The sequence below is a fragment of the Microcoleus sp. PH2017_05_CCC_O_A genome (assembly GCF_020738785.1).
Lineage (GTDB): Bacteria > Cyanobacteriota > Cyanobacteriia > Cyanobacteriales > Microcoleaceae > Microcoleus.
Window position 1 is genome coordinate 32662 of sequence record NZ_JAEQCB010000080.1, and the last position, 25531, is coordinate 58192.

General features: G+C 43.8%; 19 protein-coding genes and 2 pseudogenes. 8 read left to right on the plus strand and 13 right to left on the minus strand.

The window, feature by feature from the left end; genetic code table 11:
* Positions 1-304: 304 nt before the first annotated feature.
* From JGK20_RS19465 to JGK20_RS19485, 5 genes are read right to left on the minus strand one after another with little or no spacing between them, the layout of a single operon-like run.
* The gene (locus JGK20_RS19465; protein ID WP_293231813.1) at positions 305-3814 is read right to left on the minus strand and encodes a GAF domain-containing protein; all 3510 of its coding nucleotides are present in this window, start codon (positions 3812-3814) and stop codon (positions 305-307) included.
* A 52-nt stretch (positions 3815-3866) separates the two neighbouring features.
* Complete coding sequence (locus JGK20_RS19470; RefSeq protein WP_293175822.1) at positions 3867-4478, minus strand: hypothetical protein; 612 nt, start codon at positions 4476-4478, stop codon at positions 3867-3869.
* Positions 4475-4882, minus strand: a complete 408-nt coding sequence (locus JGK20_RS19475; RefSeq protein WP_293231815.1) for a RusA family crossover junction endodeoxyribonuclease — start codon at positions 4880-4882, stop codon at positions 4475-4477. Before JGK20_RS19475 ends, JGK20_RS19470 begins: the two co-directional genes overlap by 4 nt.
* Before the next feature lie 58 nt (positions 4883-4940).
* Entirely contained in the window at positions 4941-5717 is a 777-nt protein-coding gene (locus tag JGK20_RS19480) for a DUF4058 family protein (RefSeq protein ID WP_293175826.1), read from the minus strand.
* 40 nt (positions 5718-5757) lie between these two features.
* On the minus strand, positions 5758-7797 hold the full coding sequence (locus JGK20_RS19485; RefSeq protein WP_293231817.1) for an AAA-like domain-containing protein: 2040 nt from the start codon (positions 7795-7797) through the stop codon (positions 5758-5760).
* A gap of 271 nt (positions 7798-8068) precedes the next feature.
* Here JGK20_RS19485 and JGK20_RS19490 point away from each other — a divergent pair, with 271 nt between their 5' ends.
* The 3 genes from JGK20_RS19490 (at position 8069) to JGK20_RS19500 (ending at position 9449) form a co-directional block, all read left to right on the plus strand.
* Positions 8069-8206 carry a hypothetical protein gene (locus tag JGK20_RS19490; RefSeq protein WP_293193746.1) on the plus strand — a complete coding sequence of 46 codons (138 nt, stop codon included), beginning with the start codon at positions 8069-8071 and terminating at the stop codon, positions 8204-8206.
* A 123-nt stretch (positions 8207-8329) separates the two neighbouring features.
* A complete protein-coding gene (locus JGK20_RS19495; protein ID WP_293175830.1) occupies positions 8330-9325 on the plus strand; it encodes an Npun_R2479 family HD domain-containing metalloprotein in 996 nt (331 codons plus the stop codon).
* Positions 9318-9449 carry a hypothetical protein gene (locus JGK20_RS19500; RefSeq protein WP_293175832.1) on the plus strand — a complete coding sequence of 44 codons (132 nt, stop codon included), beginning with the start codon at positions 9318-9320 and terminating at the stop codon, positions 9447-9449. The genes JGK20_RS19495 and JGK20_RS19500 overlap by 8 nt, the downstream gene beginning before the upstream one ends.
* A gap of 107 nt (positions 9450-9556) precedes the next feature.
* Here the strand turns inward: JGK20_RS19500 and JGK20_RS19505 are convergent, their stop codons facing one another.
* Together JGK20_RS19505 and JGK20_RS19510 are read right to left on the minus strand one after the other, a co-directional pair.
* A complete protein-coding gene (locus tag JGK20_RS19505; protein ID WP_293231819.1) occupies positions 9557-10237 on the minus strand; it encodes a hypothetical protein in 681 nt (226 codons plus the stop codon).
* A gap of 149 nt (positions 10238-10386) precedes the next feature.
* A complete protein-coding gene (locus JGK20_RS19510) occupies positions 10387-11715 on the minus strand; it encodes a sensor histidine kinase (protein WP_293231821.1) in 1329 nt (442 codons plus the stop codon).
* A gap of 635 nt (positions 11716-12350) precedes the next feature.
* Between JGK20_RS19510 and JGK20_RS19515 the strand changes: the two genes are divergently transcribed.
* Entirely contained in the window at positions 12351-12674 is a 324-nt protein-coding gene (locus JGK20_RS19515; RefSeq protein WP_293144355.1) for a DUF3155 domain-containing protein, read from the plus strand.
* Positions 12675-13506: 832 nt separating this feature from the next.
* Here the strand turns inward: JGK20_RS19515 and JGK20_RS19520 are convergent.
* The 3 genes from JGK20_RS19520 to JGK20_RS19530 form a co-directional block, all read right to left on the minus strand.
* Entirely contained in the window at positions 13507-14043 is a 537-nt protein-coding gene (locus tag JGK20_RS19520) for a cofactor assembly of complex C subunit B (RefSeq protein ID WP_293214432.1), read from the minus strand.
* A 321-nt stretch (positions 14044-14364) separates the two neighbouring features.
* A complete protein-coding gene (locus JGK20_RS19525; protein WP_293144339.1) occupies positions 14365-14757 on the minus strand; it encodes a PadR family transcriptional regulator in 393 nt (130 codons plus the stop codon).
* 403 nt (positions 14758-15160) lie between these two features.
* Positions 15161-15364: a DUF751 family protein gene (locus tag JGK20_RS19530; RefSeq protein ID WP_293144336.1), complete on the minus strand. Its 204-nt coding sequence runs from the start codon at positions 15362-15364 to the stop codon at positions 15161-15163.
* A gap of 434 nt (positions 15365-15798) precedes the next feature.
* Here JGK20_RS19530 and JGK20_RS19535 point away from each other — a divergent pair, with 434 nt between their 5' ends.
* A complete protein-coding gene (locus JGK20_RS19535) occupies positions 15799-16674 on the plus strand; it encodes a DNA adenine methylase (protein ID WP_293193961.1) in 876 nt (291 codons plus the stop codon).
* Between the two features lie 677 nt (positions 16675-17351).
* Here JGK20_RS19535 and JGK20_RS19540 read toward each other — a convergent pair.
* The 3 genes and pseudogenes from JGK20_RS19540 to urtA all read right to left on the minus strand — a co-directional run.
* Positions 17352-17976: pseudogene (locus JGK20_RS19540) on the minus strand (transposase); the annotation flags it as partial.
* Between the two features lie 121 nt (positions 17977-18097).
* Positions 18098-18844: pseudogene (locus tag JGK20_RS19545) on the minus strand (IS4 family transposase); the annotation flags it as partial.
* Between the two features lie 143 nt (positions 18845-18987).
* Entirely contained in the window at positions 18988-21861 is a 2874-nt protein-coding gene (gene urtA, locus JGK20_RS19550; protein WP_293231823.1) for an urea ABC transporter substrate-binding protein, read from the minus strand.
* A gap of 769 nt (positions 21862-22630) precedes the next feature.
* On the opposite strand from urtA, the gene JGK20_RS19555 reads away from it, so the two are divergent.
* The 3 genes from JGK20_RS19555 (at position 22631) to JGK20_RS19565 (ending at position 25431) form a co-directional block, all read left to right on the plus strand.
* Positions 22631-24043, plus strand: a complete 1413-nt coding sequence (locus JGK20_RS19555; RefSeq protein ID WP_293231825.1) for a hypothetical protein — start codon at positions 22631-22633, stop codon at positions 24041-24043.
* Between the two features lie 81 nt (positions 24044-24124).
* On the plus strand, positions 24125-24331 hold the full coding sequence (locus JGK20_RS19560; protein WP_293174182.1) for a hypothetical protein: 207 nt from the start codon (positions 24125-24127) through the stop codon (positions 24329-24331).
* 587 nt (positions 24332-24918) lie between these two features.
* Entirely contained in the window at positions 24919-25431 is a 513-nt protein-coding gene (locus JGK20_RS19565) for a hypothetical protein (protein ID WP_293174185.1), read from the plus strand.
* The last annotated feature ends 100 nt before the right edge of the window (positions 25432-25531 follow it).

Consider the following 25531-nt stretch of genomic DNA (forward strand, 5'->3'; position numbering starts at 1 on the left):
GCTTTAGCCCTCTTAGGTACGTAGTTGGGCTTTAGCCCTCTTAGGTACGTAGTTGGGCTTTAGCCCTCTTAGGTACGTAGTTGGGCTTTAGCCCTCTTATAGTGATTATAAAGCAAGCGAAGTCGCATCAAAAACTCCATTTACAAGTCATACCTCATCTTTCTGAGAAATGCTATAGTCTCGCAGGCAGAAACCAGTTTTTTTACAAAAACACTGGTTTATCGCCTTTAACAAGGGTAAAAAACCCGGTTTCTTTAGTCGGATTACATAATCCCTCTCCCCCTCTCCCCCTCTCCTCTGACTTCTAATCACCCCCGATCGAACTCAAATTATTTCGCAAAGTTTGTTCCTGCCGCTTAACCGCCGCCAACAATTCTGCATTTTGCAAAATCACCCCCACTTGATTGTTAAAAATTTTCATATAGTTTTGATCGCTTTGGTCGAAACTTGCCCGAAAACGCTCCGGCACATTTTCCTTAGATAATTCAATCGATTTATCCTCGCCATCCGATTTAATTTTATTAATTAACTGCGTCACAGCAATCAACTCCCCGTCTGGATTCCAAACAGGCATACAAAGCAAACTGCAAGTCCGATATCCGGTTTTTTCGTCCGTCTTTTTAGAAGTTTCAGAACCCGGATAATCATAAAGATCGAACGGTATATTTAGAGGAACCCCCATCTGGGCCACTTGTCCCACATAACCTTGCCCGATCGCCACACGCAACTCCAATAAATTACCATCTGGCAAAATAATTTTTGTCCACAATTGATTAGCATCTCTATCAATTACCCAAAAACTGCTGCGATCGGCATTCATCAACTCTTTAGCAGATTCCATCACACGTTGCAGAATCGAATCAATTTCTAAACTGCTTTGACTCACAGAACGAGTAGCAGCCATCAACGCAGCCGCAACTCTTTGTCCTCGGGCTGTTTTGTGAAAGGTACGGAAACTTTCTAAAATCATTTGAATCAAATTCGCATCTTCGGCAAACCGCTCTTCATCCAGTTTTGTAAACCCTTCCAAATCAATTTTTTCTGACAAAGACAAGCTGGAGCGATCGATTTTTTTGATTTTATTAATTAGCTGAATTACAGCTACTAAATTACCCTCGTCATTTAACAAAGGAAGTGTTAACATAGTATAAGTTCGATAGCCATTTTTGATATCTAATGCTTTTGCCGTTTCCGAACGCGGATCGTCATAAAAATCAAACGGAATATTAATACTTTGTTTCGTAGACGCCACATGACCGACAATTCCTTTATCTGCCGGAACGCGAATTTCTAGCGATCGATCGCCCTCAGCATCGGCTTCAGCAATAATCGACCAAAACTCATTTTTTTCTTCGTCTAGCAAAAAAATGCTAGTGCGATCGGCATTCAAAGACTTACCCATTTTCAAAGTAATCGATCGCAAAGTAGCATCCAGAATATCATCAAAACCCTGACCGTCCATCACCTGATTTAGCATTGCCAGAGTTTGGCTGACCACATTTTGCGGGTGGTCTTCCGCCTGCTGTTTCATCGCCGCAAATTGCCTCGCATTGTGCAGTGCCACCCCGACTTGAGTGTTAAAAATTTGCATATATTTTTGACTGTTAGCATCGAAGCTGTCTTGAAAGCATTCCGGCGCTTCCGGCCAAGTTTCCGGGTCATATTCTGGAAAATCTCCCGGTCTTCTTTTGTTAATTAATTGAGTGACAGCCACTAATTCACCGTCAGGACTGCAAACAGGCATACACAGCAAACTGCAAGTACGATATTTTGTTTTTTGGTCAGTTTGTTTCGCGGTTATTGATTCGGGATGTTCGTACAAATCGAAGGGAATATTTACAGGTTTGCCGCTGTCAGCAACTTGACCCGCAAAACCTTGTCCGACTTCGATCCGGAGTTCGCGAACCGAGCCATCTTCAAAGCGGATTTTTGTCCACAGTTGCCCTGTTTCGCGTTCTAACAGCCAAAGAGTGCTGCGATCGGCATTCATCAATCTTTTAGCAGCTTCCATCACTTTAGTGATAATTTCTTCCGAATCTAAGCTGCTTTGAGAAACCGATCGCGTTGCTTCCGTCAGAGCTTCCGAAGCTTGCAATCTTTGAGTTAACTTATAACAAGATTGACACCTTTCCAACAACCGCTGAATAGCTGGAACATACTCTCCAATCAAAGTGCGATCGACTTCTGTAAACCCTTCTATATCGACTTTCTCAGAAAAAGTTCCTGCCGGATCGTGCTGTTGTTTTAACTTGTTGACCAACTGCACAAAAGCAAATATATCTCCCTTTTCATTTAACATAGGTGAGGTTAAATTGCTGTAAAGTCTGTAACCAGTCTTTTTATCTTGCTCTTCCACGACATCGGAATACCAATTTTCCGATAAATCGCTGGGAATGCTGACAGCTTTTTTATAAATAGTCACTCTGCCTGCTGTTGGATTGTTTGCCATAATTTGAATCTTTGTCGAACTGCTGTTTGTAGTTCTGGCAATAATCGACCAAAGTTCATTTTTATCTTTATCTATAAAAAATATGGTAATGCGATCGACACTCATCAATTCCCCTAGTTTAATAGTAATCGAACCCAAAATTTCATAGAGTACATCCTCAAAATCTCTGCCTTCCATACTGTTGAGCATAGATAGGACTTTGTGTTCTTGATGGGCAACTAATTGTTTAAAGTTTGGTTGGAGAGCAGCCAAAGCTTTTTTCGTCCAATTTCGATTAAATACAGAGGCATAAATTTTATTATAAATGCTTAAAATCCCCCCTCTTTTCACAACCAAACCAGACAATCGCAGTTCCATTTGTTCGAGGCTTTCATCAGCCGGAATTTTGGCTTCGCTACACGAATCAGAAGCAATTAAAATTTGCTGGTAAATTTTAAGCAAATTTTCGGTACGCTGTCCGCTTCTGAGAATGCGATCGCGAATTGTTTTCAAATGTGGCGGTTCGTCTTGAACTTCCCAATTATCAATAATTTGCGTCTGGACTAAATTCTCCACCCAATCTGCGATTAAAGATTTATCCTGAGGAATTTTTGCCGGGAAATTTTCGGCTTGTTGCCAAATATAGTTGCAAATCTTTTGAGTTAAAAACGGCTGTCCTCCCGTCCAAATCAGTACATTTTCTACAACAGACTCAGGATAGCTAACTTTCCCTGCTAAACCTTGTACCAAAGGTTGAGCTTCGTGCAGTTTAAAGCCATACAATTCGACAGCGCGACCGAGATTAAAAGGCGTACAGTATTTATCTTGAATCAAGTCCGAAGGAGTCGCAACCCCCAGCAAAGCAAAAGTCAGGCGATCGAATTCATGGCAAGCACGAATGAAGGCAAAAAAGTCATCTGCCCGAAAATTTAAACTCAAAATACTGTCTATTTCATCAACAAAAATTACAATTTTACCCTGAATATTTTCGAGTAAAACTTGTTCAATAAACTCGCTTAGGCGCTGTACGGGCGGCAAAAATTCTCGCTCCCGCACCCACGATCTCAAATTCAAATCTAGCTTAAAACTGGTAACTAAACGTCTAATAACCCCCGCATACCACTGATCGGGATTGATATCTTGAGAACCGATTTTAGTTAGATCGATCGCCGCACAAGCAATACCTTCTGCTTGCAATTTGTGCATAGTTCGCACGCGCAAGCTAGTTTTACCCATCTGGCGAGAATTCAGCACGTAACAAAACTCGCCATTTGTTAAGCCTTGATAAAGTTCAGAATCCGCTTGTCGCACTACATAAGTGGAAACATCTAGAGGCAAATGTCCACCAACTTTATAAGTATAGGCTGAGCTTTTTTCTTGATACATAACCTGTTTTCAATGAGTAGAATACACAGCCGATCGCCATTTGAGAGCCTAATTACCCTTCAATTTGTCCAGATTGACTTAAAAGACGCTGCAATGCTTCAAAAGCACGGCGCGCCAAATTGAGTTCAACAGTAACTTTTTCTCGCTGAAAAATCACGCGATCGCGAATTTCCAGCGCCGCCACCAAAACTTCATAATCCTCCCCATTCATCAAACCGTGAGCGAGGAATGTTTGAGCCAAAATAGGCGGTTCTTGAATTTCAAAATTAATCGAGTGGTGTTCAGCTACCATCCGCATCACTGATTCAGTAATAGATCCGATCGAACAGGTAGCGAGTTCAAAATTACCTTTTTCGATCATTTCTGATGCTCTTACCATGTAAACCTGAATATCGTATAGATCGTGCTGGCGATAGTCATAGGAAGGTTGCATCATCTCTTCTTCGGAAGTCTTTTGACTTTTTGACTCAGGAGGACGCGGTTTTAATGCTGCAAGGACAGATTCTTGAGCCGTACAAATAATCAAGTCTATTTCTGGATTTTGAATAAATTTTTGCCAGTCATAATCCCTCGACTTTACTAACACTTGATAACCTTGCTGGCGATATTTATCGGCAATATCTGCAATTTCTGTTGCTTCTAATTTTTCTATGGCTGCTATCATTGATTTAGCTCCATCGGCTCGGTTGGTAGGTCAATTTTAACATAGATAAATTCTTGGGCCGCAGTCAAAGCTTCAGCTATCAAAGGAGATATTGCAGTAAAATCGACGAATTCCGTAAGTTTGCGCCGTTTTACTGTGAGGTCGGTAACTTGTCTGTCATCAACGTAAACTAAAATCTTCATCGCATCTACAATCGGCTTGATAATGTTATCTAAATCAGATATTTGAGTAATGCAATAGTGAGTGATGATGACTTGAACTGGTTCGCTAGTTGCTGACATTCCTATTGGCATAGCTTCGGCGGCTATTTGACCGACTTTGGCTTTCCACTCTTGAAGTTTTGCTCGGTTATTTGTTTGTAGAGAAACTGGCGAACCAGTGACGATAAATTCAAACGGAATCAATTATTTTTACTCCTCTTGGTGATAATATTTTAATCGATCGCCCGAAATAACTCCCCGTTCACCGCAATCCCCTTTCCTGCAAAAGCGCCTGTGCCCAACCAACATCATCGTCCTTCAGTCGCGGCACAGGCTGCTGAGCATAGTCGATCGACAAATCAAATCCCGCTCTGTCATACACACCGCTGAACAAAGCTTGCAAATCCACCTGAAATTCTGTATCTCCCGGCTGCAATGGCAAGAAAAATGGTGGAATTTCTTCTCGTACCGTAAAAGCATACAATTGAGCTTTTGGACGGCGATTTGCCCTGCTAATTAAAATGCGATAATCCGTGTTAGTCCCGCCAGTTACAGGCATTTGTCTCCCGGCCCTGAGCAAGTCAATTTCTACTAAATGAGAGGCACTTCTTAACACTTCTTGTCGCTTGTTTTCATAGGCCTCTCGACCTTTCCCAGTGCGTTTGTTTTTCGGCGAAAGAATTTCTATGACTGTGATTACCCGATTTGTACCTACCTCTCGGAGTTCTAAATAGCCTTCCCTAGCTTCTTCCAATATTGGTACCGTAACTGTCATCGGTTCAGAATGGGGCAGCGTTGCAGTCATAACAGATGGGCTGGCGGTGGACGGGCGATCGAATACTGTCACGTCAGGAATTGCCAACAAATCGCTATCTTCGGCCTCGCTCAAATAAATCCGCTTTTCAATTGCCGCCCGGTATTTCGGGCGCAGCGCAGGCCCGATCGCATCGGCGATCGCCGTAATTAAGCGGTGATGAACTTCCGGCCAAAATTCAGGATTTTCTAAGTAAGGGTCTACCCCTGGAAATGGAGACGGCATTTTATTACCTCCCGCAAGAGTTTTGTAAGTTAGATGAATCTTAAATACATTTTAGTCGATCGCCAAAATACTGACGGTACAACTCAAAGCGCACAGTTACCTCATTTCCCCGCAACTGCACCAGCCCCAAACTGTGCAACTTAAACGCCAGCACAGATTCTAACTCTACAGGTTCATTAGCTGCTACTACCCTACTAAAAGCCACTGCTAACTCCTGATGTTCTTGCAAATTCCACAAATGACGGCGCAAATGATCGCCGTAAATTCCTGCTTCAGTAGGAGCAAGTTCTAAAAGTTCATCTAAACTTTCCTCTAAATCTTTTTGTTCTTTGGCAGAACCTGAAAATCGGCGATTGAAAAGAGCAAATTCTTGAGCAATGTGATATAAAGCTACCCGCACCAAATACGGATGACCGCCCACAATATTCATCAATTTTTCCACCATATTTATTTGCCAATTCAGCCCGTGCCTTCTCGCTAAATCAGCCACTTGTTCGGCGCTAAACTCGGACAATTCTATTGGCAAACCCACATTGAAAGGCGATTGATTCACGTTCAGCGGAATGTAAACTTCTGTTGAATGCACCACTACCAAACGCAGTTTTGCCCACAGTTCGCTGTCGCTGTCGCCATATCCGGCTTCTTCATACCAGGCCCTTAGCAGCCCAAAAAAATCATCGGCAATTGTAGGATACTGAAAAACGCGATCGACCTCATCCAATCCCAACACCAGCGGTGCATTGTTTCCCGACAACAAACAATCTTCAAAATAAGCCGTACAATTATCTTTACTGCCGTAAGTATCAGTCCAATAATCGTCAATCTGGTGAGGCAACCGCAGCTTGCGCGTAATTTTGTTGCAGAACCACCTCAGCAGTGAATTGAGATTGGCAAATGACGCAGCATCTGCGTGTTGAAAACTCAGAGGAACAGTGCGATAGCCTTGTTCTTTTGCCTGATAAAGAATCCTCGCCATTAACGAAGTTTTGCCCATTTGTCTCGGTGCTTTTATCCTAATTAAAGTTCCCGGCTGCAAAAGTTCCTTGTAACACTGAGCTTCCCAGGGAACGCGATCGACATAAAAAGCCGAATCCAGCCTGACTTGTCCTTGGGGAATCTGCGGCTCTGCGGCGGGTGATGGAGGATTTGAAAGCGGCAGAGTCCGAGAAATGGTTACAGTCTGAGTCGCAGTTTTAAGGAATGAATGCTCTGGCGCCAGCAGGTTTAAATTAACTATAAATCCTGCGGATATGTCATCTTCTGTATCTGTTTGCGATGTACCTGCTGGCTGTACTGTGCTTTCCCCAGCGACTATTTCTAAAAGCATTTGGTTGATTTCTTGTAGCAGTAGTACCGTGTCAGCCGGCGATGTCCACTCGCGCTGCTGAGTATCGTTGATGTAGTTCCGCAAGTCATGGTTTAGCCGTATGCTGGGAGGATAATTGACTCGAATTGGCAACACGGCAGGCGCCGGATTTTGCCGTCTGTAGCGCAATTCTTTGATTTTCCGCAATTCTTCCATAACTATTTCACTAACTGCTGTTTCCCCGGACAGCAGCAATAAAAAATAGTCACACTGTTCTAATTGAAAGTCAATTTGAGAAAGCCAGTTTTTTGCTGATTCGCGATCGGGATAAACCGCCCCAATATTGGCAGCGAATACTTGGTGTCCCGTTGCATTTATGCCTTCGGCAAGCTCCAGTGCCAAACTCAGATCGGGTTCTTGGTTGCAATAGCTAATAAAAACTCGTTTTCCGTGATTTGTCCCATTTCTCGGTTCAGTCTGGGAAGGCTGTTTTAGATGTTCTGCCGATCGCATTTCCTGCCGCGCGATCGATCGAGCTATGGCTCCTCGCACGTTCTTTTTTGTAACTTTCTCTCCCAAGATACTTGACAGCTTCTGCCACAGCTTGTATCCTACATCTTTTTCGACATATTCCGGGTTTAATGGGTAAATCTGTTCATAGGTTTGTCCTTGCCAAGTCCCGATAAAAACCTGCCTTTCCAAATCGTTGAGGTGTTTGCCAGTTTTGAGGTGAACTGAGTTTTCTATAAATTCTAAAGCTTCTTGAATATTCATTTTTCTACTAAGGTATTTCGATTGTAGATTGGAGATTTTAGATTTTAGATTTTAGATTTGGGAATCACTGATGGCGATCGGGGTTGGGAGCTTGCCTGCTGTAGGTTCGTTTTAGAAAAAAAGTCCCACACTTCCTTGATAGCAAGAATTTTTATAAATTGTATAGCCTCGCGGGTCAACATTCAAGCCAGCAGCCGAGCTGAGGGCTTGCACGGCAAATTCCGAGTCGAGTTAGCTGCTCCTTCGCTTTCCTGAGGTTTTATGAGTTTTTATGAGGTATTGCGGTAGCTCCCCAATCAGCGGGAAATTGCTGAGGCGCAAAAACTGTCAAACTTATGAGCTTTTCTGGTTGCGATCGCCAATTGCGATCGGTGACAATAAAAACCAACAGCCAGTCGATCGATTTTAGATTTTAGATTTTAGATTTTAGATTGACTGCACAAATGACTTCTTGGAAAAAAAAATACTCCTCTGACAGACTAATTGCAAATATGCAATAGTTCGCAATCACCCGCCATCAAGGTAACTACAAATGTTGAACCCCACCACAGTCATCATCAGTTCCTTAACTGAAAGCTTAAAAGCCGGATACCGAAACACTTACGGGAACATTAAATCTGACAGCGCCAGACTTATCGAACAGGTTGTCAGCCTAGCTTTAGAAAACATTGCCAGCAGCGACGCTCTTTATCACAACGTCGAACATACAGTTCTTGTCACCTTAGTAGGGCAAGAAATATTGCGCGGTAAATACCTGAGCGAAGGAAACATCTCCCCAGAAAATTGGCTGGAGGCGATCGTTTCTTGGCTGTGTCACGATATCGGTTACGTCAAAGGAATCTGCCCTCAAGATCAACAAAGCCAAAGATTGTATGCGACAGGCACTGACAACAATACAATTTATCTAGAATCGGGTACAACTGATGCTAGCTTAACTCCCTATCATATAGACAGGGGTAAAATGTTCGTACAAGAACATTTTTTCGGTCACGATTTGATTGATTCGGAGGCTATTATGCGTAATATTGAATTGACTCGCTTCCCCGTACCGAACGACGAAGAACACTCTTGTACTGGCAATTATCCCGGCTTAGTGCGGGCAGCAGATTTGCTCGGTCAACTCAGCGACCCCCGCTACTTACAAAAAATACCGGCGCTGTTTTATGAATTTGAAGAAATAGGTAGTAATAAAAATCTAGGCTACTGCCATCCGGCAGATTTGCGATCGGGCTATCCCAAGTTTTTTTGGAATGTTGTATATCCCTACATTCAAGAAGGATTGCAGCATTTGAAAATGACTGCTGGGGGTCAAGAAATAATTGCCAATCTTTACGGAAATGTGTTAACAGTAGAGAAAGAAATTGCCTCTTGTGCTGCAACTTCGGCGGTAAAATCTACGCCAAAGTTACTGGCTGATGTTCGCGGGTTTCAATTTCTGAATTTCCAGCGGTTTCGGGGATTGCCTGACAGTTTTAGTCAGAGGAATAAAAAAAACATGAAAAGTTTGTTTGTAATTGGCAATGGGTAATTGGGCATGGGGCATGGGGCATGGGGCATGGGGCATGGGGCATTGGCCTTCCCAGGGCATTGGGGATTGGGCATTGGGCATTGGCCTTCCCAGCGCATTGGGCATTGCGGATTGGAATTGGTAATTAGTAATTGCTTCCAATGACTGTCAACTGTCAACTGTCAACTGTCAACTGTCAACTGTCAACTGTCAACTGTCAACTGTCAACTGTCAACTGTCAACTGTCAACTGTCAACTGTCAAAATGTCGCCAAATTGCTTGATAACATACGTGCCAAAAATACATAGCCAAATTCAGAAGAGCTAATAACTTAGTGCCATCTTCTAACATAGCGTGTGCTCCTAGACTACGAGTGTCTATAATATCCTCAAACCGCGAGATAGCAAATAAGAGGAATGCGGCGATTAAGGGCAGGTAAGGAGTGGTTTTGATGTATCGCCAAAATTTAATTCCGTAAAGGAAAACGCCACTACCATAACACAAATAAATTAATTTCTTAGATATTCCCAACTGAGAAAGAATCAAAGTCATCCGAAACCTGTCATCCAAGAAAAAGACTCCCAGCAGTAAAGCGCTAAAAAAGAAGAATATTGCCGATCGACTGCGGGGGTCTTTTTGGCGCAGGAGTCCGAATGTAAATGCACAAATTGCGACTGGGATGCACCAGAGGACTTCGGAAATTCCGGTGAAAAGGCCTTCGTAAGGGAACCAGAAATTAAAAGGATCGCTAAAGAGGCGTTCAACTCCGTCTCCCTGGTTGTTGAGTTTGGCGTATAGGCTCAGTCCGCCTAAAATTAGGAGAGCCAGAGTGTTGAAAATGACTAAAAATGGTACAGTAAAAAAGTGTTTCTTGAGCTTTTCTAAAAGATTTGAAAAGTTGGGAATTTTATCGAATAAAGGCAGATGCTTCATATGGTTTTTCCCAGGTATAGAGTTTGTGAGACTATTTTATATTTTTAATTTTAGATTGGCAATGATATCATGTCCGATCTATTGACCCCAATAAGTAAGGCTTGTAGTGCGGACTTCAGTCCGCTCAATATTGCGGACTGAAGTCCGCACTACAAACAGTTGTTCTCCTTTTTCATCGGCAGCCAAACGACGAATGTAGTGCCGCTATCGGTTGGATATAAATGAGCTGCACTAGATGGCAGCCATTCCGGATTTACTGGGGAAAATACTTGGATTTCTCCTTGCATTTGGCGGACTAAATCGCGGGCGATCGCCAAACCCAATCCTGTGCCGGGAATTTCTGTCTGGGCTTTTTCTCCCCGGTAGTGTCGCTCAAATAAATGCTCTAAATCCTGGGGGGGAATGCCGGAACCTGTGTCGCTGACTGCAACTGCTATGGCAGGTAAGGGGCGGTGGTTCGCTTCGTAGCTTACTTTAATATAAATTTGGCGGCCGGCGGGGGTATATTTCAAAGCATTGTCAATTAGGTTGCTCAAAACTTCGCGCAAAGCTCGATCGCTCGCCGAGACTGGTGGTAAATCCGCCGGAATGTCGGCTAGCAATGACAGATGCCTTTCCGATGCGATCGCCTCGGCGGAAATTAACAGCGGTTTTAAGACTTCTGTCACTACACAGGATTCGTCCAAATTGGCCACTGGTAACAGCGACAGAGGAGAATGCTGGATTAATTCGATATTAGAAGTTGCTGTTTCTGAAGTGCCTGATGGGAGTCTGAGATTTGCTTCGCCGGTATCTACTGTGCGATCGAACTGGCCGAGCAATTCAGAGAGCCGATCGCTCTCTCGGACAATACTATAAGCCACATTGCGATTTTTGTCTTCTGGTACCAGCCTGCGCGCTAACAGTTTGCCAAAAGTTCGCAACGCTGTCAGCGGACTCTTGAACTGGTGCAGCAAGTTGTGCATCGTGTCATAAACCTGAGCCTGGATTTGCCGGGAAGATCCCAATTCCTGATGCATCCACTGCGATCGCTGGTCTAAAATGCAGGCTAGGGCCAAGGTGCGAGCAATTTGTTGGATCTGAGCCTCCTCTCGATCGTTCCAAGCCCTGTCTTCCCTACCGCTGACCAGGAGTCCCAACACATTCCCCGGGCCTTGGCACTGATTGGAACTGTTTTCAAAACCCGGCAGTGGCTCGGGTGCGATCGCACCCACGGTTGATGCTTCCACAGCCAAAGCCGGCGCAGCCAGCCGCCGTGGCATTGGTTTCACTGTCGAGCTTGAAGCCGGTTCGAGCCTCAACTCCTGATTTTCTGGTTCGACTGAGGTTTCTGGGTAAACTGCGATCGGCACTAACTTTGCCTCGCTGCCTTCTACCAGCTCTTGTGTCAGGTATACTGCGCTGAATGTCGCACCCAAACTGACGGCGATCGCCACCTGCGATCGACAAAGCTTGACAAATTCTGAACTGGCTGGCATTAACATGAGTGCCACATTAAGATATTTTACGGAATTTTAACTAAATTACAACTGCTCAGCCGCCGATTACAGATTGGAGACTGCTAAATTTCTAGTCTGTGGGCTTTGATGGCAGGCCGATCGGTTCCAAGGATTCAGCTTTCACAAACAAAAATTGCTTTAAAGCCCCGTCTGCATAGCTTCCACAGAGTCCCAAACTTGGCTGCTGCCGGAACTTGCGGCCCTCCCTACCACAACCGCTGCACTTTTGTTGATCGGCACGAATGTTAAGATTATGTCGATATATTAAAAACAGTTGAAGTTTAGAGCTAGAACGGATATACTGGCCTCGGATTTGGTAGCTATGATTACCTAAAAATTGGATCTAAAGCCAAGTCCGATCGGGACAGCTTTGATGATTGAATCATGTATTGTTGATTCGCCAGATGTAAAAATCCGGTCTCAACTCTATAATCCAAAAAATCTGAGATAGGTTGGGGCATCAACCTAGGATGCTCGGCAATATCAGACAAACTGTGCTTGAGAAAAGCTGTTTGAATCCAGAATCCCCATGTCTTTATGGCTGGGGAGTATGTCAAAACCTGTCTGCTCATACTGTCTGCTCACACTGTCTGCTCACAGAGGAGGTAAAGAAATTGGCCAGGAGACGCAAGCGCAAAAGTCGCCGCCGACAAGAAGGACGCAGAATTTTAGAGTGTGTGCCTCAATATAGCATCGAGAGCGGCGAAGATAAACCCGTAACAGCGGCTCGCAAGTTCATCCATGCCGAAGGCATTGCTCCCCCAGCTTTACTGTTGGTCAAGCGTAACGAGCATACCACCGACAGATACTTTTGGGCTGAAAAAGGTTTGTTCGGAGCCCAATACGTAGAAGAGAACCATTTCTTGTTTCCCAGCTTAAAGGTGATGCTGGAAGCAACCGCAGAAAAAATTCCTGCGGTGTCCGCCAGTCGCGCATAGATCGAAATGTTTAGATCAAAACATTGACACCAATGTTTTTCTAGCTCTTTTAACAAAAGCGCGAGAGTTCTCATTGTCTGGAGAGTGCCAACTGAAATTTACGCGAAAAATCCTTGGGAAGTTAAGGTAGAAGGAGCCATCGCAACAGTATAGATCGTCAAGAAAGGGCGATCGGCACAATTGGCACTCTCAGGATAATGGTTTTTTTTGACTCTGCCCAAAAACGCATACAAGCCCGGAATCGAGTCGCGAACCACTCCAAATTTTAGACGAAAATTAAAGCTCCCAGATTCATCTGTAGAATAAATCTAAAATCTAAAATCTCACAATCTAAAATCGTTTGACCGTGCCAGATACATTTAACCCAGCAAATCCAAGACTAAGCCCGAATTAGCTGTGTATGGCAAGACGCGTGAAAGCTGCAAGCTCTCCCGTCAAGGAGGTATCTCTCAAAGCTTTCAACAAGATATTGAAAGCGCCATTTAAATCTCTGTCCACACTTTGAACAGGTTTGTGATGTGTATTATTCGGTTATGTCTACTACAAAACTGCCATATTTAACAGCTTGATGCTTCAACATTTGCTGAAAACGATAATGACTCAAAGTGACCATCGCCCTAGCTGTTTTAATCGCTAGAGCGTTTTTTATTCCCGCCCTACACTACCAGCTTTTACCCAATTATTCAATAAGTTTCTAGAAAATCATTTACTTTGCATCAACAGTCGATCGAACTTTCGGGCCAACTAGAGAACTGCCAGCAGCAATCCTTTTGTCGGCTCGAAGTCGAAGCACGGCATCTAGCATATCAAAAAAACGTTCCGCGCCAAACTTTTAATCTTCCAGGGGTTTCAAATTTAAAGCTTTTTGCATAGTTGCTAGCTCGTCGCGGTGAGCTCTGACAGTAACAAAGCTTTTAGTTGGGCTTTCCGAGTCAGCAACTGATTCGAGTTTTAGAAGGACTTGCTCGGAACGTCCGGCTTTTTTCCAGTAAAATACTCCCGTCAACGGCGACAGCAGTACCAAACCTAGGAAAATTTGACCTTGCTGTGGTACTAGCATTCCCAAAACCAGTCCCAAGCAGAGAGCGCCGCCTGCACTCAACAGGGTTAAAAAGATAGCTAGAAACCAACTCGGCCGCACAAAACCCTCAAAGGTGACTTTATAGTTGGGGGCATCAACGGCTGCAACTCGGTAAGCCCTAGAAGCAAAATACTCTTGTAGCTGGGTTAACAGTAACTCTTGGGCGCTCTCGGAAGCAAGCTTGACTTGTTCGATGCGATCTTTGACTGAGGCCTTGATGAAGAAAAACAAGCCAACAGCCAACAGCAGCGTCATCACAAAGGTTGAAGAAAGAACAGTAGTATCCATCGGTAGAAGTTTGTGTAAGTGAAATTATCTACTATGACTTTACATAAGTTTACAGAAGAAAGCGATCGAGGACTTACGCAGACACTTTTTAACCCAAATTCTCGCCAAGCTTTCTAGCAATGCGTTTTTCTCCCCATCACCCAATTCCCATATCTCCCCATCATCCTTAATTCTCAAGTGACAATGCGTAAGTCCTGACGTAGTGAATCGCTACTCTAATCGCTGTGCGGCGGCGATGCTGGCAAAGCGAAGGCAATCGGACAATTCGCTTTGCTAGTAGCACCGCATCTCAAGGGTTTAGGCATCCGATTTCAACGCCTGCTAACCCGTGTGACCAGTTTCCAAGGCACGGGGACGACGGCCAGACGCGCCGTTTCCCTGACCGATGTACTCGTGCCACAGACGAGCCAGGTCTTGAGCTTGATGCCGCCACTCAGGGAGGATTTGATACATCCGGCGGGGGCGGCCGCGTCCTTCTACTTTTTTCCAGTAACCGGTAATGACGGCTTCATCTTCGAGAAATTTCAAAGCGCTGTAGAGGACGGTATCAGAAAGTCGGTAGATGGGGAATTCCCTTTCTAGTTGTCCGATGAGTTCTGTACCGTAGGAATCTCCGCGCAATAACACCGAGAGAATGTAGCACACTGCCAGTTCCTTGTTTAGATAAACAGGAGGTGGGTCTTGAAAAAATTGATAGATATGTTCAAATTTCATCTGTCTTGTCCGCTGGAAACTCTCGTGATACCGTCAGGTTAACGGGAGAGGAAAGCGGGGCGGGGTGTGCCGCTTCCTAAGGATTAAGTGGGAATGGGGGAAACAGAGGTGCAGTATTTCCCCAGTTGTGTTGATAGCCGGAACTGTTGTGCTGCACTTCGGTAATGTTTGCTTGCGCCAAGGTTGAGGAGCGCTCACATAACTAGGGTAACTTTACTTTCTCTTCCAATCTATCGCAGCGACTATTGCCAAGTGTGCGATCGCACGGAAGAGTTGCACTTATTTCGGGGGTTAGTGTTTTAACTCAAACTCAGAAGTCGCAACCCCCAAACCCTCTGCGTTCCTGGTTTGTGGGCTATGGTTTGTCAGAGTTCGCCGGCTTTTTCGGGCAGAAATTTTGCCTTTAAACCGGACTCAGACCTAACATGGCGCGCAGTGTAAAAGTTAGAAACACAAAAGTCGCTACAATCGAAGTAATCAGGGCGATCGCAGTTGCCGGTCGATCGAGCAGAGGTTTGAGTCGCTCGAACAGGAAAAAAAAGATTCCCAGACACACAGTAATCAAAAAACGAGGGTAGCGAGAGATGTTATTAATGAAATCTTGCATGAGCACCGGTGGGGTAAAGTGTTACAGCTCGATCTTTGACTGGTAACACTTGTGAGCGAGTTAGACAATTTTGGCACAGCCGGAGCTAAATCTGCCGATCGGGCGATCGGTCATTTTTCAAGGGCGATGCTAACATATATAATTCTAACGAAAAGTTTTGTGAGAGCGATCGGGTCTGAGTCTGTTCAATGCCGGAACGCGACCTCCGTTCAACAGTTGACCGCTTGACAGTTGACCGCTTGACAGTTTGAGAGCGACCTCTACCTATAAGTCCGAGGATTGGAGTAATGAATAGTCTGATTTTAATTTCTCCCTCAAAGCGTTCCGGCTTTCAACCAATTCTTTCTGGTAACGAATGAGAGAAGTATTTCTATTCAGTTGTAGTTGTGAGTTGTAGTTGTGATAAATATTATAGGGCTGTTATTTCTACCTAAATGTCTGCTGCCGCACCTTCTTTCGTCTTGCCGCGTCCATTTCTGAAATGGGCTGGAGGCAAAACAAGGTTGATTGGACAATATCAACCTTATTTTCCTAAAAAGTTCACCACTTACTACGAGCCTTTTTTGGGCGGCGGAGCCGTATTTTTTTACTTAGCACAACAGCACCCTTCTGTGCAAGTTGTGTTAACAGATATTAATCCTGAGTTGATTAATGCTTATCGCTGTGTCAGGGATAAAGTTGAGGATCTGATTGAGCTTTTGTTAGAGCACGCTTCAGAGCACAGCAAGGACAATCCAGCCTATTATTACTCGGTGCGATCGCGATCCTACAACACAGATACAGAAAAAGCAGCACGGCTAATCTACCTCAATAAAACTTGTTACAACGGCCTCTACAGAGAAAACTCCAAAGGTGAATTTAATGTTCCCATAGGCAGATACAAAAATCCTAACATTTGTCAACCAGAATTATTGCGATCGGTCTCATCTCTACTCGAGCCAGCTCAAATTGAAGTGAGAAAATTCGATCGAATTTTAGATTTTGCTACAAGCAGCAAAGACTTTGTTTATTTTGACCCGCCTTATTATCCTATCAGTTCTACTAGCGATTTCACAGCTTACAGCCGCGAGAACTTCAAACAAGCCGAACAGATAAAGCTTAGAGATGTTTTTGCAGAACTTGCCCAACGGGGTGTCAAAATTATGCTGTCTAATTCTAACTGCGATTTCATCGATAAAATATACAGCGATGCTGAAGCTTTTAAAATAGCTCATCTCCCTCAGCAAATTGAAATATCAGCGTCTAGGGGAATTAACTCTAAGAGTTCCAAGCGCGGCAAAGTCAAGGAATTATTAATAAGTTCAATTTAACTAAACACCAAAATCCACTCTCTATCTAGTCGAAGTTGAGTTAGTTAGGTGTAGGGTGCGCCGCCACCGAAAATCCCTCAAGAAAAATTGATAATGTAACCGTTCCACACCTGTGATTGCACGGCCTGTGGAAACAAACCCATTTTTGGATAGCAATGCTTTTCGTCGATATCAACCACAAAAAGTTTAGAAACAGTGTCAAAAAATTGGCAAAAAAAAGGAATTATTACCTATTGACTTGTCTGGACTTTAGGTGGTATATTTTAGATAATGGAAGTGGTGAGTCTAATTTTAATTTTGCGACTATTCCCATTATTAAATTGTACTTCCAAAAAACTTCAGAGTCAAGCGGTTAACTCGAAAAAAAAGGGCGATTTTTTTCACTTTAATAAAATTAAAATATTTGAATGCTGGGTTATCGTAAATAATAGCAGTTTCCCCAAAAAAAGCAACTGTAGGGAAGGGGAAAATGGCGATCGCGATCGGTAATGCCTGATTAGAGATGTTTGTTAGCCCAAGTAATGAAAGCTTCGAGCTTGTGAGCCCCCAAAAGATTTTGATTTTAGGGAATTTGCTTTTTAAACCAGTCGATCGAACCTTGCCCATTACTCACAAGTTAAGCTAAAAGCACTGTTGTCAATGAGTAATCTTACTCATTTTTTTTACCGAGATACCAATTAAAATATGACTCCATTTGTTCCTTTATTATTGAAAAAAAATTGTTCGGGACTTCTTTGAGTTCCAGGGAAAGGAGAAATAATTAGCCTGATCTGAGGTTTTCGTTGTCGCTTAACAATCCCTAAATCTTGATTTTTATCGTCAGCAAAATACTTAACTTTCGTCAGAAGCTAATCCTTTTTGATAGGCAACAGAAAAATGATACATTCCCCGATAAATCATTTCTAATGAAACACGTTCAATTGGCACTCCTAATTCATCTGCAACGGCATCCCCTAAGTCTACCAAAACCGCATAAAATAGCCAGGTAGCCCAGATTTGGAGCTGAATTCCGTTGACAGAACCTGTCCATAAATAACTTAAATTTAGGAGTCTCTTTACTATACAAAAGGCGTCTTCAATTCGCCAGCGTCTTTGATATAAATCTGCCACTACATAGGGGGGCAATATTTCGGAATCTCGGACACTCGTCAGATAAGAACGCCAGCTATTTTTCGAGCGAATTTGTACTAATCTTATAGTCAAACTTGGTGTCTTTTTTGTCCCTGCACCTATCTGGATTATCTGGTCTTTGACATTATAAGTATTGGTTAATACCCGCTTGACTTGATAAGATGCACCTTGGGAGCATCTCATTTTTGCAAAAAGCATTTTTTTTTACAGTGCGAGCTTAAGAGCTCGCGTATTGTACAATACGCGAGCTCTTAAGCTCGCACTACTACAAATGCAAAACTGAGATACACCCTGCACCTTTCTTAATTTGAGTGATAAATCCAATTTCTTGCTCAATTGATTTTGACCAAAAAGCGAAGTGATAGAAGCCTCTATCCAGTAACAGCAAAGTTTTTGGCTTAACTGTTTTTAGTAAATCTTCTTCCCAATGGGTATCTGCTTGTTTCGGATTTGTCCAAAACCAAATTTCTTCGGGAAGATGAGTTACTAGGTCTATTATTACTCACATTTTTCCGGATAATTTACCAATTGGAACATCTGATAAACTTTCTAGTTTACGAAATAATGCTTCTAATGTTGAGCCGTCTGCTATGCAGATATTTTCAAAGTTTTTTAAGGCAAATTGTACGCTATCTGGTAATGGTCTCGACTTTCTCATCAACCATTTTTGTCGAAAATGAGGTACTAATTCTTTAAATACTTTTTCAAACAAAATAGCTCTCAAAGTTAAAAATCTGAGTGATAATGCTTGTTGGCTAATTTCTTGTGGCTGACATCATAAAAAGCCTTCTCTCTTTAATAATCTGGTTAATTTTGTTACTCCTGCTACGTCTCGCCATAATAAACTTAATACAGAGGCCATCATTAACGGTAGTGTTAGAATTCTATCTCTTAAATTTAGTTGGCGATAAAAAGTTTTTTGGGCCGCCATTGCTGGAATTAATAAATCTTCCAGGTGATTCGCGATCGCTTCGTTTTCTACTTGAGGACGATTTTTTTTCTTTGCACGATCTCGGTTGATTCGTTTTTTGCTACTCATAAACTGGTTCAATTATGGCTCAACTGCTTACCCGGTCAAGGTTTCATCCTATTTTACCTCTTGCAAGTCTACCCCCTTGACAATTTGCACTTTTTCTTAACTTGTCACAAATGGTCAACCGTCAACCGTCAACCGTCAACAGACTACTTTTGCGGGCGCTGATATTTACTCAATAAATCAGCAAAGCGTTTGTAATCCAAAGGCTTCCTCAAATACTCCGCCGCTCCCAATTCTAAACCATGATTTTGATCGTCCAAAAAAGTCAACATAATCACCGGAATATTAGCTAACTCCGGATCGGCTTTCAAGGCCGAGAGAACCGCCCAGCCGTCCATACTCGGCATCATCACGTCTAGAGTAATCGCATCAGGTAGCGACTCCTTAGCTAACTCAAGCCCTGCCTCACCGCTAGCTGACGAGAGTACCCGAAATCCTTGTTTCGACAAGCAGCGGGCGATCAAATCTCGCGAGTCAGGATCGTCGTCAATTACTAGCACAGTCGCAGCATCAGGAAGTTCCAGCGCTTGCGATCGCACTTCTTGCTGCGCCGTTTCTTCCGGTGTTCGATCGCCCTCGGCTTCTTTCTCGATTTTAATCGCCATCGGCAAGCGAATCGTAAAAGTAGAACCGCAATCAAACTGGCTCTCAACTGTAATATCCCCGCCCATCATCTGGCAAAACTTTCGGCTAATAGTAAGCCCCAAACCCGTGCCACCGTACCTGCGGGTAGTCGAATCGTCCGCTTGTGAAAAAGCTCCAAACAGCCTCGAAATCTGATCGTCAGTCATGCCGATGCCCGTATCGGTGACTTGAAACACGATCGAATATTTGTGAAATTCAGAGGCAATATCCGAGAGATCCTCGGAATTCTCCACCGGCAAAACTTCCGATTCTTCCTTCCAAACATTAATTGTAATTTTGCCTCGATCGGTAAACTTAGCAGCATTGCTGGCCAAATTCAACAGCGCTTGCCGCAGCTTCGCCGAATCAGCGTAGATCGTACCAATATCGCGATCGCAATTGACACTCAAAGTATTGCCATTTTTCCCCACCAGCGGTTGAACAGTAGTCATAACCTGATCGACTAAATTCAAGACATCAAAAGTCTCCAGGAAAAGAGTCATCTTTCCTGCTTCTATTTTAGAAATATCCAGGATGTCACTAATAATGTTCAGCAACTGCTTGCCTGCCATATTAATGCTTGCCAAATCCATCACAAACTCTTCTTCGCCGAGTTCAAGAGCCTCTTCTTGCAGCAGCTCGCTGTAGCCAATAATCGCATTTAAGGGCGTCCGCAATTCGTGAGTCATATTTGCCAAAAACGTGCTTTTCGCGCGGTTAGCAGCTTCCGCAGCGTTCTTAGCAATTTCCAATTCACCCGATCGCTCTTCTAGCTGTCGTTGCCGCACCTCCAAACCTTTGAGCAAACTGCTAATTTGCTGAGCCATTGTATTGAGAGTAGAAGATAGAACTCCGATCGCATCATTAGACACCACAGGCGATCGAGCCGTCAAATCACCGCTCGCAATCAGTTGGGCAGTTTCCCGGAGCAAACCCAAATTCCGAATAATCGCCGACACCGACACACAAGCAACTATACCTGCGATCGAACTCAAAACCAAAGCCCCCACCAGCCAACTCTGAGTGCGACTCGCCACAGCCATAGTTTGCTCGGCCAGCACCGCCATTGTTGCCTCCGCAGCCCCCGCTGGAGCTGATGCTGCCTGCATCGCCAGCAAAGAGTTCTTCATCTCCAAAGAACCCATCCACCCGACTCCCACCGCCATCCAAGCGATCAGTACCATGATCACAAACAGCCCGAGCAAAGAAGCCCTAGTACCCACAGAAATCTGCTTCGGACTTAGTGCGGCCGCCCAAGGGTAGCTTTTGAGAAAAGGATCCGGCTGTACAGGTGCCCCGGAATTCCAAATCTCCTCAATTTGACCGTCCGATCGCACCTGACCAATCCGCACTGTTTTCCAGGTATGCTGAGTTTTGGCATCTATTTTTACCATGCCAGAAGGCGCTGCAAACTCAATATTTTTAGCAGCCGCCCTGACTTTAATTACATCTATCGAACCAGCTTTTTCTACTGCTTTCTTCCACAGATAAACCCCCAAATAAGCCGCTTCGATTGGGTCATCCGTGACACGATTTTCCCCGTATCTCGCTTTATAATCCTTAACAAATTTCTGATTTTCCGCTGTATCAACAGTTTGAAAATAGTTCCAAACCACCCAATGTCCGGCAATATTGGACGGCCCTATCGCCCGTATTTCCTCTTCTGCCACGCTAACCGACATCACCGGCAAATCCTCCGGTTTCAAACCAGCTTCCCGCAGACGAAGGAAAAAAGCCACATTGCTGTCGCCGTTAAGACTGTTGAGAATCGCATCCGGTTTCACTGCTAAAATATGTGCGATCGCCTCGTCCACCTCCCTCGAACCCAGTGGCAGATACACTTCCCCCGCCAACTCTCCTCCGAGTGCAGCCAGTTGAGCTTTCACAATCAAATTTGCCGTCCGGGGAAAAATATAATCAGAACCCAACAGGAAAATTTTCCGCTTCCCCTGAGCCAGCAAGTAATTCACCCCAGGTACAATCTGTTGGTTCGGGGCCGCACCAGTGTAAAAAATATTCGGACACTGTTCTAGCCCTTCATACTGTACCGGATAAAAGAGCAACCCATTGCCGTACTCAAAAGCCGGCAGTACCGCCTTGCGACTGGCCGAAGTCCAACAACCAAATACCACCGCCACCTGCGATTCTTGGAGCAATTGCTTAGCTTTTTGAGCAAAAGTCTGCAAATCGCTGGCTCCATCTGCTATCACCGATTCCAAGGGGCGTCCGAGTACCCCTCCCGCCGCATTAATTTCCTCAACAGCCAACAGCGTCGCATCTTTTACAGAAATTTCGCTGATGGACATAGTTCCCGTCAGCGAATGCAACACGCCTATTTTGATCGGCTCACAAGTTTGGCCGGCTGCTTCGAGGGGGTTACTGCTGCTTGCTCCCATAGGGTTTTAGATACTTTTTACTAATAACAGAAATTTTAGTTCAATCCTGCGGGAAGTTAGTCCGGAGGCTAACTCTGGTTTAGCAGATTATTTCACCCGATCGCCACACAACTTGACAATTGCTGCATCTTGTTGATTTTAACGGTCAAACCTTCCTGCATTGACTTAATTCTGCACTAACCTGTCACCGATTTTTCTCTCAATCTGTGACGGAGGTCTAAGCAGCCTCATCAAACAAACGGTAGAACCCACTTGTGCAATGCAGCAGAAAAATTATCTCCCTCTTGCCTTTTACACTCTCCCACGCTCTCATCCATCTCCTCTCCCCAACTCATTCACCGCCTAGCTGCGTGCGAGTCACCAACTAATAGCACCTACTCAGACACTATTCCCATTCCCATATCTTGCTTCCGGGAGATGTAACTCTCGGTAGATTGCTCTTAGTATAATACTCAAACCTCAAAACTCACCCACTCTTCCCCAGCCCCTATCACCCTTCAGGCAGAGGGAACTCTCCGTGCTTTACCTTAGGATCGAGGTAAGGTCAACTTTGAATTAGCCTTGTTGAAAATATTTTTGGCATAAATTAGGGTTGTCAGCAGTTGCCAAAATACCTAGATTTACCTAGAAATAAAAGTTAATTCAAGGGTGGTCAGTAGATTTAAGATAGATGTTAATATATAAAAATCAAGTCAGGCGAACCCGACAACTATCGAACTCAATGACCAGCATCACTTACTGCAAAGCACTTTCTACACCGATAGATGAGTTGAACGCGATCGGTAAAACTCAGCTAGAAATGTTTTTGAGCGCTTACACACCAATATTTCACAAAGCAGTATGTGAAACTGTCAACTTTATGATGTTAGGAGAAGGATTTAACAAGTCATACTGGAACACGCACCTACAAAAAACTTACGGTATTAGCAAACGTCATGCCAATGGTGTAATCTCATCGGCTAAGGGTGCTGTTGATAGCGCCAAGGAGTGCCGGATTTCACACATAAAAACCTTAGAAAATCAAGCTAAATCTTGTGAAGCTTGGCTAACAAAAGCTGAGAGAAAACTCAAATTAGCTCGGAAGTTTTACGCTAAAAAGAACTGGCAAAATAGTAAAAGCGGTTGTGCATTTCCGTTATCTAGTGACCTAAAGTATAGACAAACTAACTGGCAAAACCTACGCTTTCAGATACACAATAAAAAACGTAAGCTGACCAGGTATCGGCAAATATTAGCCGTCCTAAAATCAATCCCTGTGCGGGTTCGTGTCCCCAAGAATCAAGCCTTTATCGTGGGTTCCAAAGATGAATCTTATGGTAATCAAGTGTGTCAGTGGGATGGGGATAATTTAATAGTTAGAGTGCCAGCTTGTTTAGAATCTAAGTTTGGTAAAAATGTAGATTCGTATATTGGCGATTTCCCTCGCAATATTAACCGATTACCAGCTACGGGCGCTAAAACTTGGCACTTCTATTATAAATCTGGTAAATGGTGTGTTGCTGTTAGTTTCACGCCCTCCAATGTTGAGCAGGTATCGCGTTCTGTAGATTATGGTTGTATTGGTATCGACATGAATCCCGGCTCGATTGGTTGGGCGTATATTGATACCGAAGGTAACTTGAAAGCACAGGGTAAAATTCGACTACAAACTGGTTTACGCAAGGGTCAACAGCAAGCTCAAATTGTTAAAGCTTGCCGAGAATTATCGGCATTAGCTATCAAGTTTCAATGTCCAATAGTCTGCGAGGAATTAGACTTTACCAGCAAGAAAGAGCAACTTAGAGAACGTGGCAAGAAATATGCTCGGATGCTATCAGGTTGGGCTTATTCTGAGTTGTTTAAGTTGTTAAACTCAATTCTTTCTAACAGAGGTATTGAGCTTTTAACGGTCAATCCTGCTTATTCTAGTATTATTGGTTTAGTCAAATATCTGAGGATGTATGGTTTGGCTAGTGATGAAGCAGCGGCGTTAGTTATCGGCCGTAGGGGAATGAGATTGTCGGAAAAAATACCAGGCTCCTTAACCGCCTTTGTTGAGGTGAACTCAACAAAGCACGTTTGGAGCCTGTGGAATCAACTGAATAAAAAAATCAAGCAATCTGGAATAATAACTAATAGACATAGTTACTATTCTAACTCTAACTGGGATTTCCTGGGCAACCTTGACATTGAGGAAGCGTAAGCGATAGGAAAGAATGCTTAAGAACCTTAAACCGCTGAGTCTTGCTAGGTTTACCTAGATTTTTAAAAGCGGTGAAAACTAATGAATATTGAAGAAAACCAGATCCACACTGTAAGTGGCAGCGAAGTTACATTACCAAAATCAAGGGAAAAATTGCTGGGCGAGGAAACAGAAAAAGCCCTCGGCCAGCAGAAACAAGAAAAAGCTCAAACTATGCGCGCTGTGGAACAGTTGAAAGAAGAACTTCAGCACAAAATAGATAAAGAATGTCATCACAAGGTAGATTAAAACTAATAACGTTTTTTTAGGGTGTGGGTAAGATGAAGTCTTGCCCACACTCTTTTTTTGAAGTCAGTTGTTAGTTGTTATTTGTTAGTTGTTATTTGTTAGTTGTTAGTTGTTAGTTGTTAGTTGTTAGTTGTTATTTGTTATTTGTTATTTGTTATTTGTCATTAGCGCGAGCGTCCTCGCTCGCGAACGTTTGTGAGTTGTCATTAGGAACGAAAAGTTAATAACTTACACAAGTTTGTGGGATGGGCGTCCCGCCCGTCCAGAAAGAATGGGCTCTCCCGCCCATCCCACAAGAACAATAAAAATTGTAAGTTATTTAATTCTCATTCCTTAGCGCGAGCGTCCCCGCTCGCGAACGTTAATTTCCCAAATCAGGATTTAAGTGTTTTGGTTTATGCTTGTGACAAAAAACTGATTTTGACTGCCAAGTACGACCAGCAATCAAATCAGATTGAATACAAGTCTTGACTTGGTTAAAAAGCGGAATTTATAGCAGCGCGACGCTTTAATATTCCGCAGTTGTTTGAAGTCGAAGGAATCTCAATTTGAGACGGAACTGTTGTGTAGTTGGGAAAATAATTACCATGAGTAGCAGCGATAATTACAAGCGACAAATCATGAGCGATTTGGCTCAGGGCGATCGCGAAATGATGCCTGAGACAACTGGTGAAGAGTACGAAAATTTTGACGATTTTGCTCAGAGAACTTCCCCGGATCAGCGCAAACAATTATTCGGGCGTTCTTTTAATCACGAGTCTCTTCCGCCGGCACAGTTGGAACCGGAATTGCAAAAGGCGATCGCCCAAATCAAGCCGAACGAACTGGACGACGTGGCTCGGGAGTTCTTCAAGCAGTTGGACAAGAGAGGATTGAACGATCGCCAGTTGGAAAAGCAATTAGGACTTTCTACCCACCACGCGAGCCGCATGACTGCTGATGATGTTACCAAGCTTGCCTCGTTCACCTATCACAATCACCCGGATATTTTCCGAGAAGTGCTGGCAGAACAGCCTAGTTTGATGAAGTTTTTGGGCAATCCAGTTGTGGCAGGTATTTTGGGGATAGTTGCTGCTAAATGGCTCAACAGCCGGAAATGATTGAGGAAGGACTGAAGTCCTCACTACAAACCTTTAGAGATTGTTTGTAGCGAGGACTTCAGTCCTCTCTCATTTGATGAGGACTGAAGTCCTCACTACA

What these genes read in the sequence shown, in the direction of transcription:
- JGK20_RS19465 (WP_293231813.1), bottom strand. Translation starts at nt 3,814, where the DNA reads ATGTATCAAGAAAAAAGCTCAGCCTATACTTATAAAGTTGGTGGACAT.
- JGK20_RS19470 (WP_293175822.1), bottom strand. Translation starts at nt 4,478, where the DNA reads ATGATAGCAGCCATAGAAAAATTAGAAGCAACAGAAATTGCAGATATT.
- JGK20_RS19480 (WP_293175826.1), bottom strand. Translation starts at nt 5,717, where the DNA reads ATGCCGTCTCCATTTCCAGGGGTAGACCCTTACTTAGAAAATCCTGAA.
- JGK20_RS19485 (WP_293231817.1), bottom strand. Translation starts at nt 7,797, where the DNA reads ATGAATATTCAAGAAGCTTTAGAATTTATAGAAAACTCAGTTCACCTC.
- JGK20_RS19490 (WP_293193746.1), top strand. Translation starts at nt 8,069, where the DNA reads ATGAGGTATTGCGGTAGCTCCCCAATCAGCGGGAAATTGCTGAGGCGC.
- JGK20_RS19495 (WP_293175830.1), top strand. Translation starts at nt 8,330, where the DNA reads ATGTTGAACCCCACCACAGTCATCATCAGTTCCTTAACTGAAAGCTTA.
- JGK20_RS19500 (WP_293175832.1), top strand. Translation starts at nt 9,318, where the DNA reads ATGGGTAATTGGGCATGGGGCATGGGGCATGGGGCATGGGGCATGGGG.
- JGK20_RS19505 (WP_293231819.1), bottom strand. Translation starts at nt 10,237, where the DNA reads ATGAAGCATCTGCCTTTATTCGATAAAATTCCCAACTTTTCAAATCTT.
- JGK20_RS19510 (WP_293231821.1), bottom strand. Translation starts at nt 11,715, where the DNA reads ATGCCAGCCAGTTCAGAATTTGTCAAGCTTTGTCGATCGCAGGTGGCG.
- JGK20_RS19520 (WP_293214432.1), bottom strand. Translation starts at nt 14,043, where the DNA reads ATGGATACTACTGTTCTTTCTTCAACCTTTGTGATGACGCTGCTGTTG.
- JGK20_RS19525 (WP_293144339.1), bottom strand. Translation starts at nt 14,757, where the DNA reads ATGAAATTTGAACATATCTATCAATTTTTTCAAGACCCACCTCCTGTT.
- JGK20_RS19530 (WP_293144336.1), bottom strand. Translation starts at nt 15,364, where the DNA reads ATGCAAGATTTCATTAATAACATCTCTCGCTACCCTCGTTTTTTGATT.
- JGK20_RS19535 (WP_293193961.1), top strand. Translation starts at nt 15,799, where the DNA reads ATGTCTGCTGCCGCACCTTCTTTCGTCTTGCCGCGTCCATTTCTGAAA.
- urtA (WP_293231823.1), bottom strand. Translation starts at nt 21,861, where the DNA reads ATGGGAGCAAGCAGCAGTAACCCCCTCGAAGCAGCCGGCCAAACTTGT.
- JGK20_RS19560 (WP_293174182.1), top strand. Translation starts at nt 24,125, where the DNA reads ATGAATATTGAAGAAAACCAGATCCACACTGTAAGTGGCAGCGAAGTT.
- JGK20_RS19565 (WP_293174185.1), top strand. Translation starts at nt 24,919, where the DNA reads ATGAGTAGCAGCGATAATTACAAGCGACAAATCATGAGCGATTTGGCT.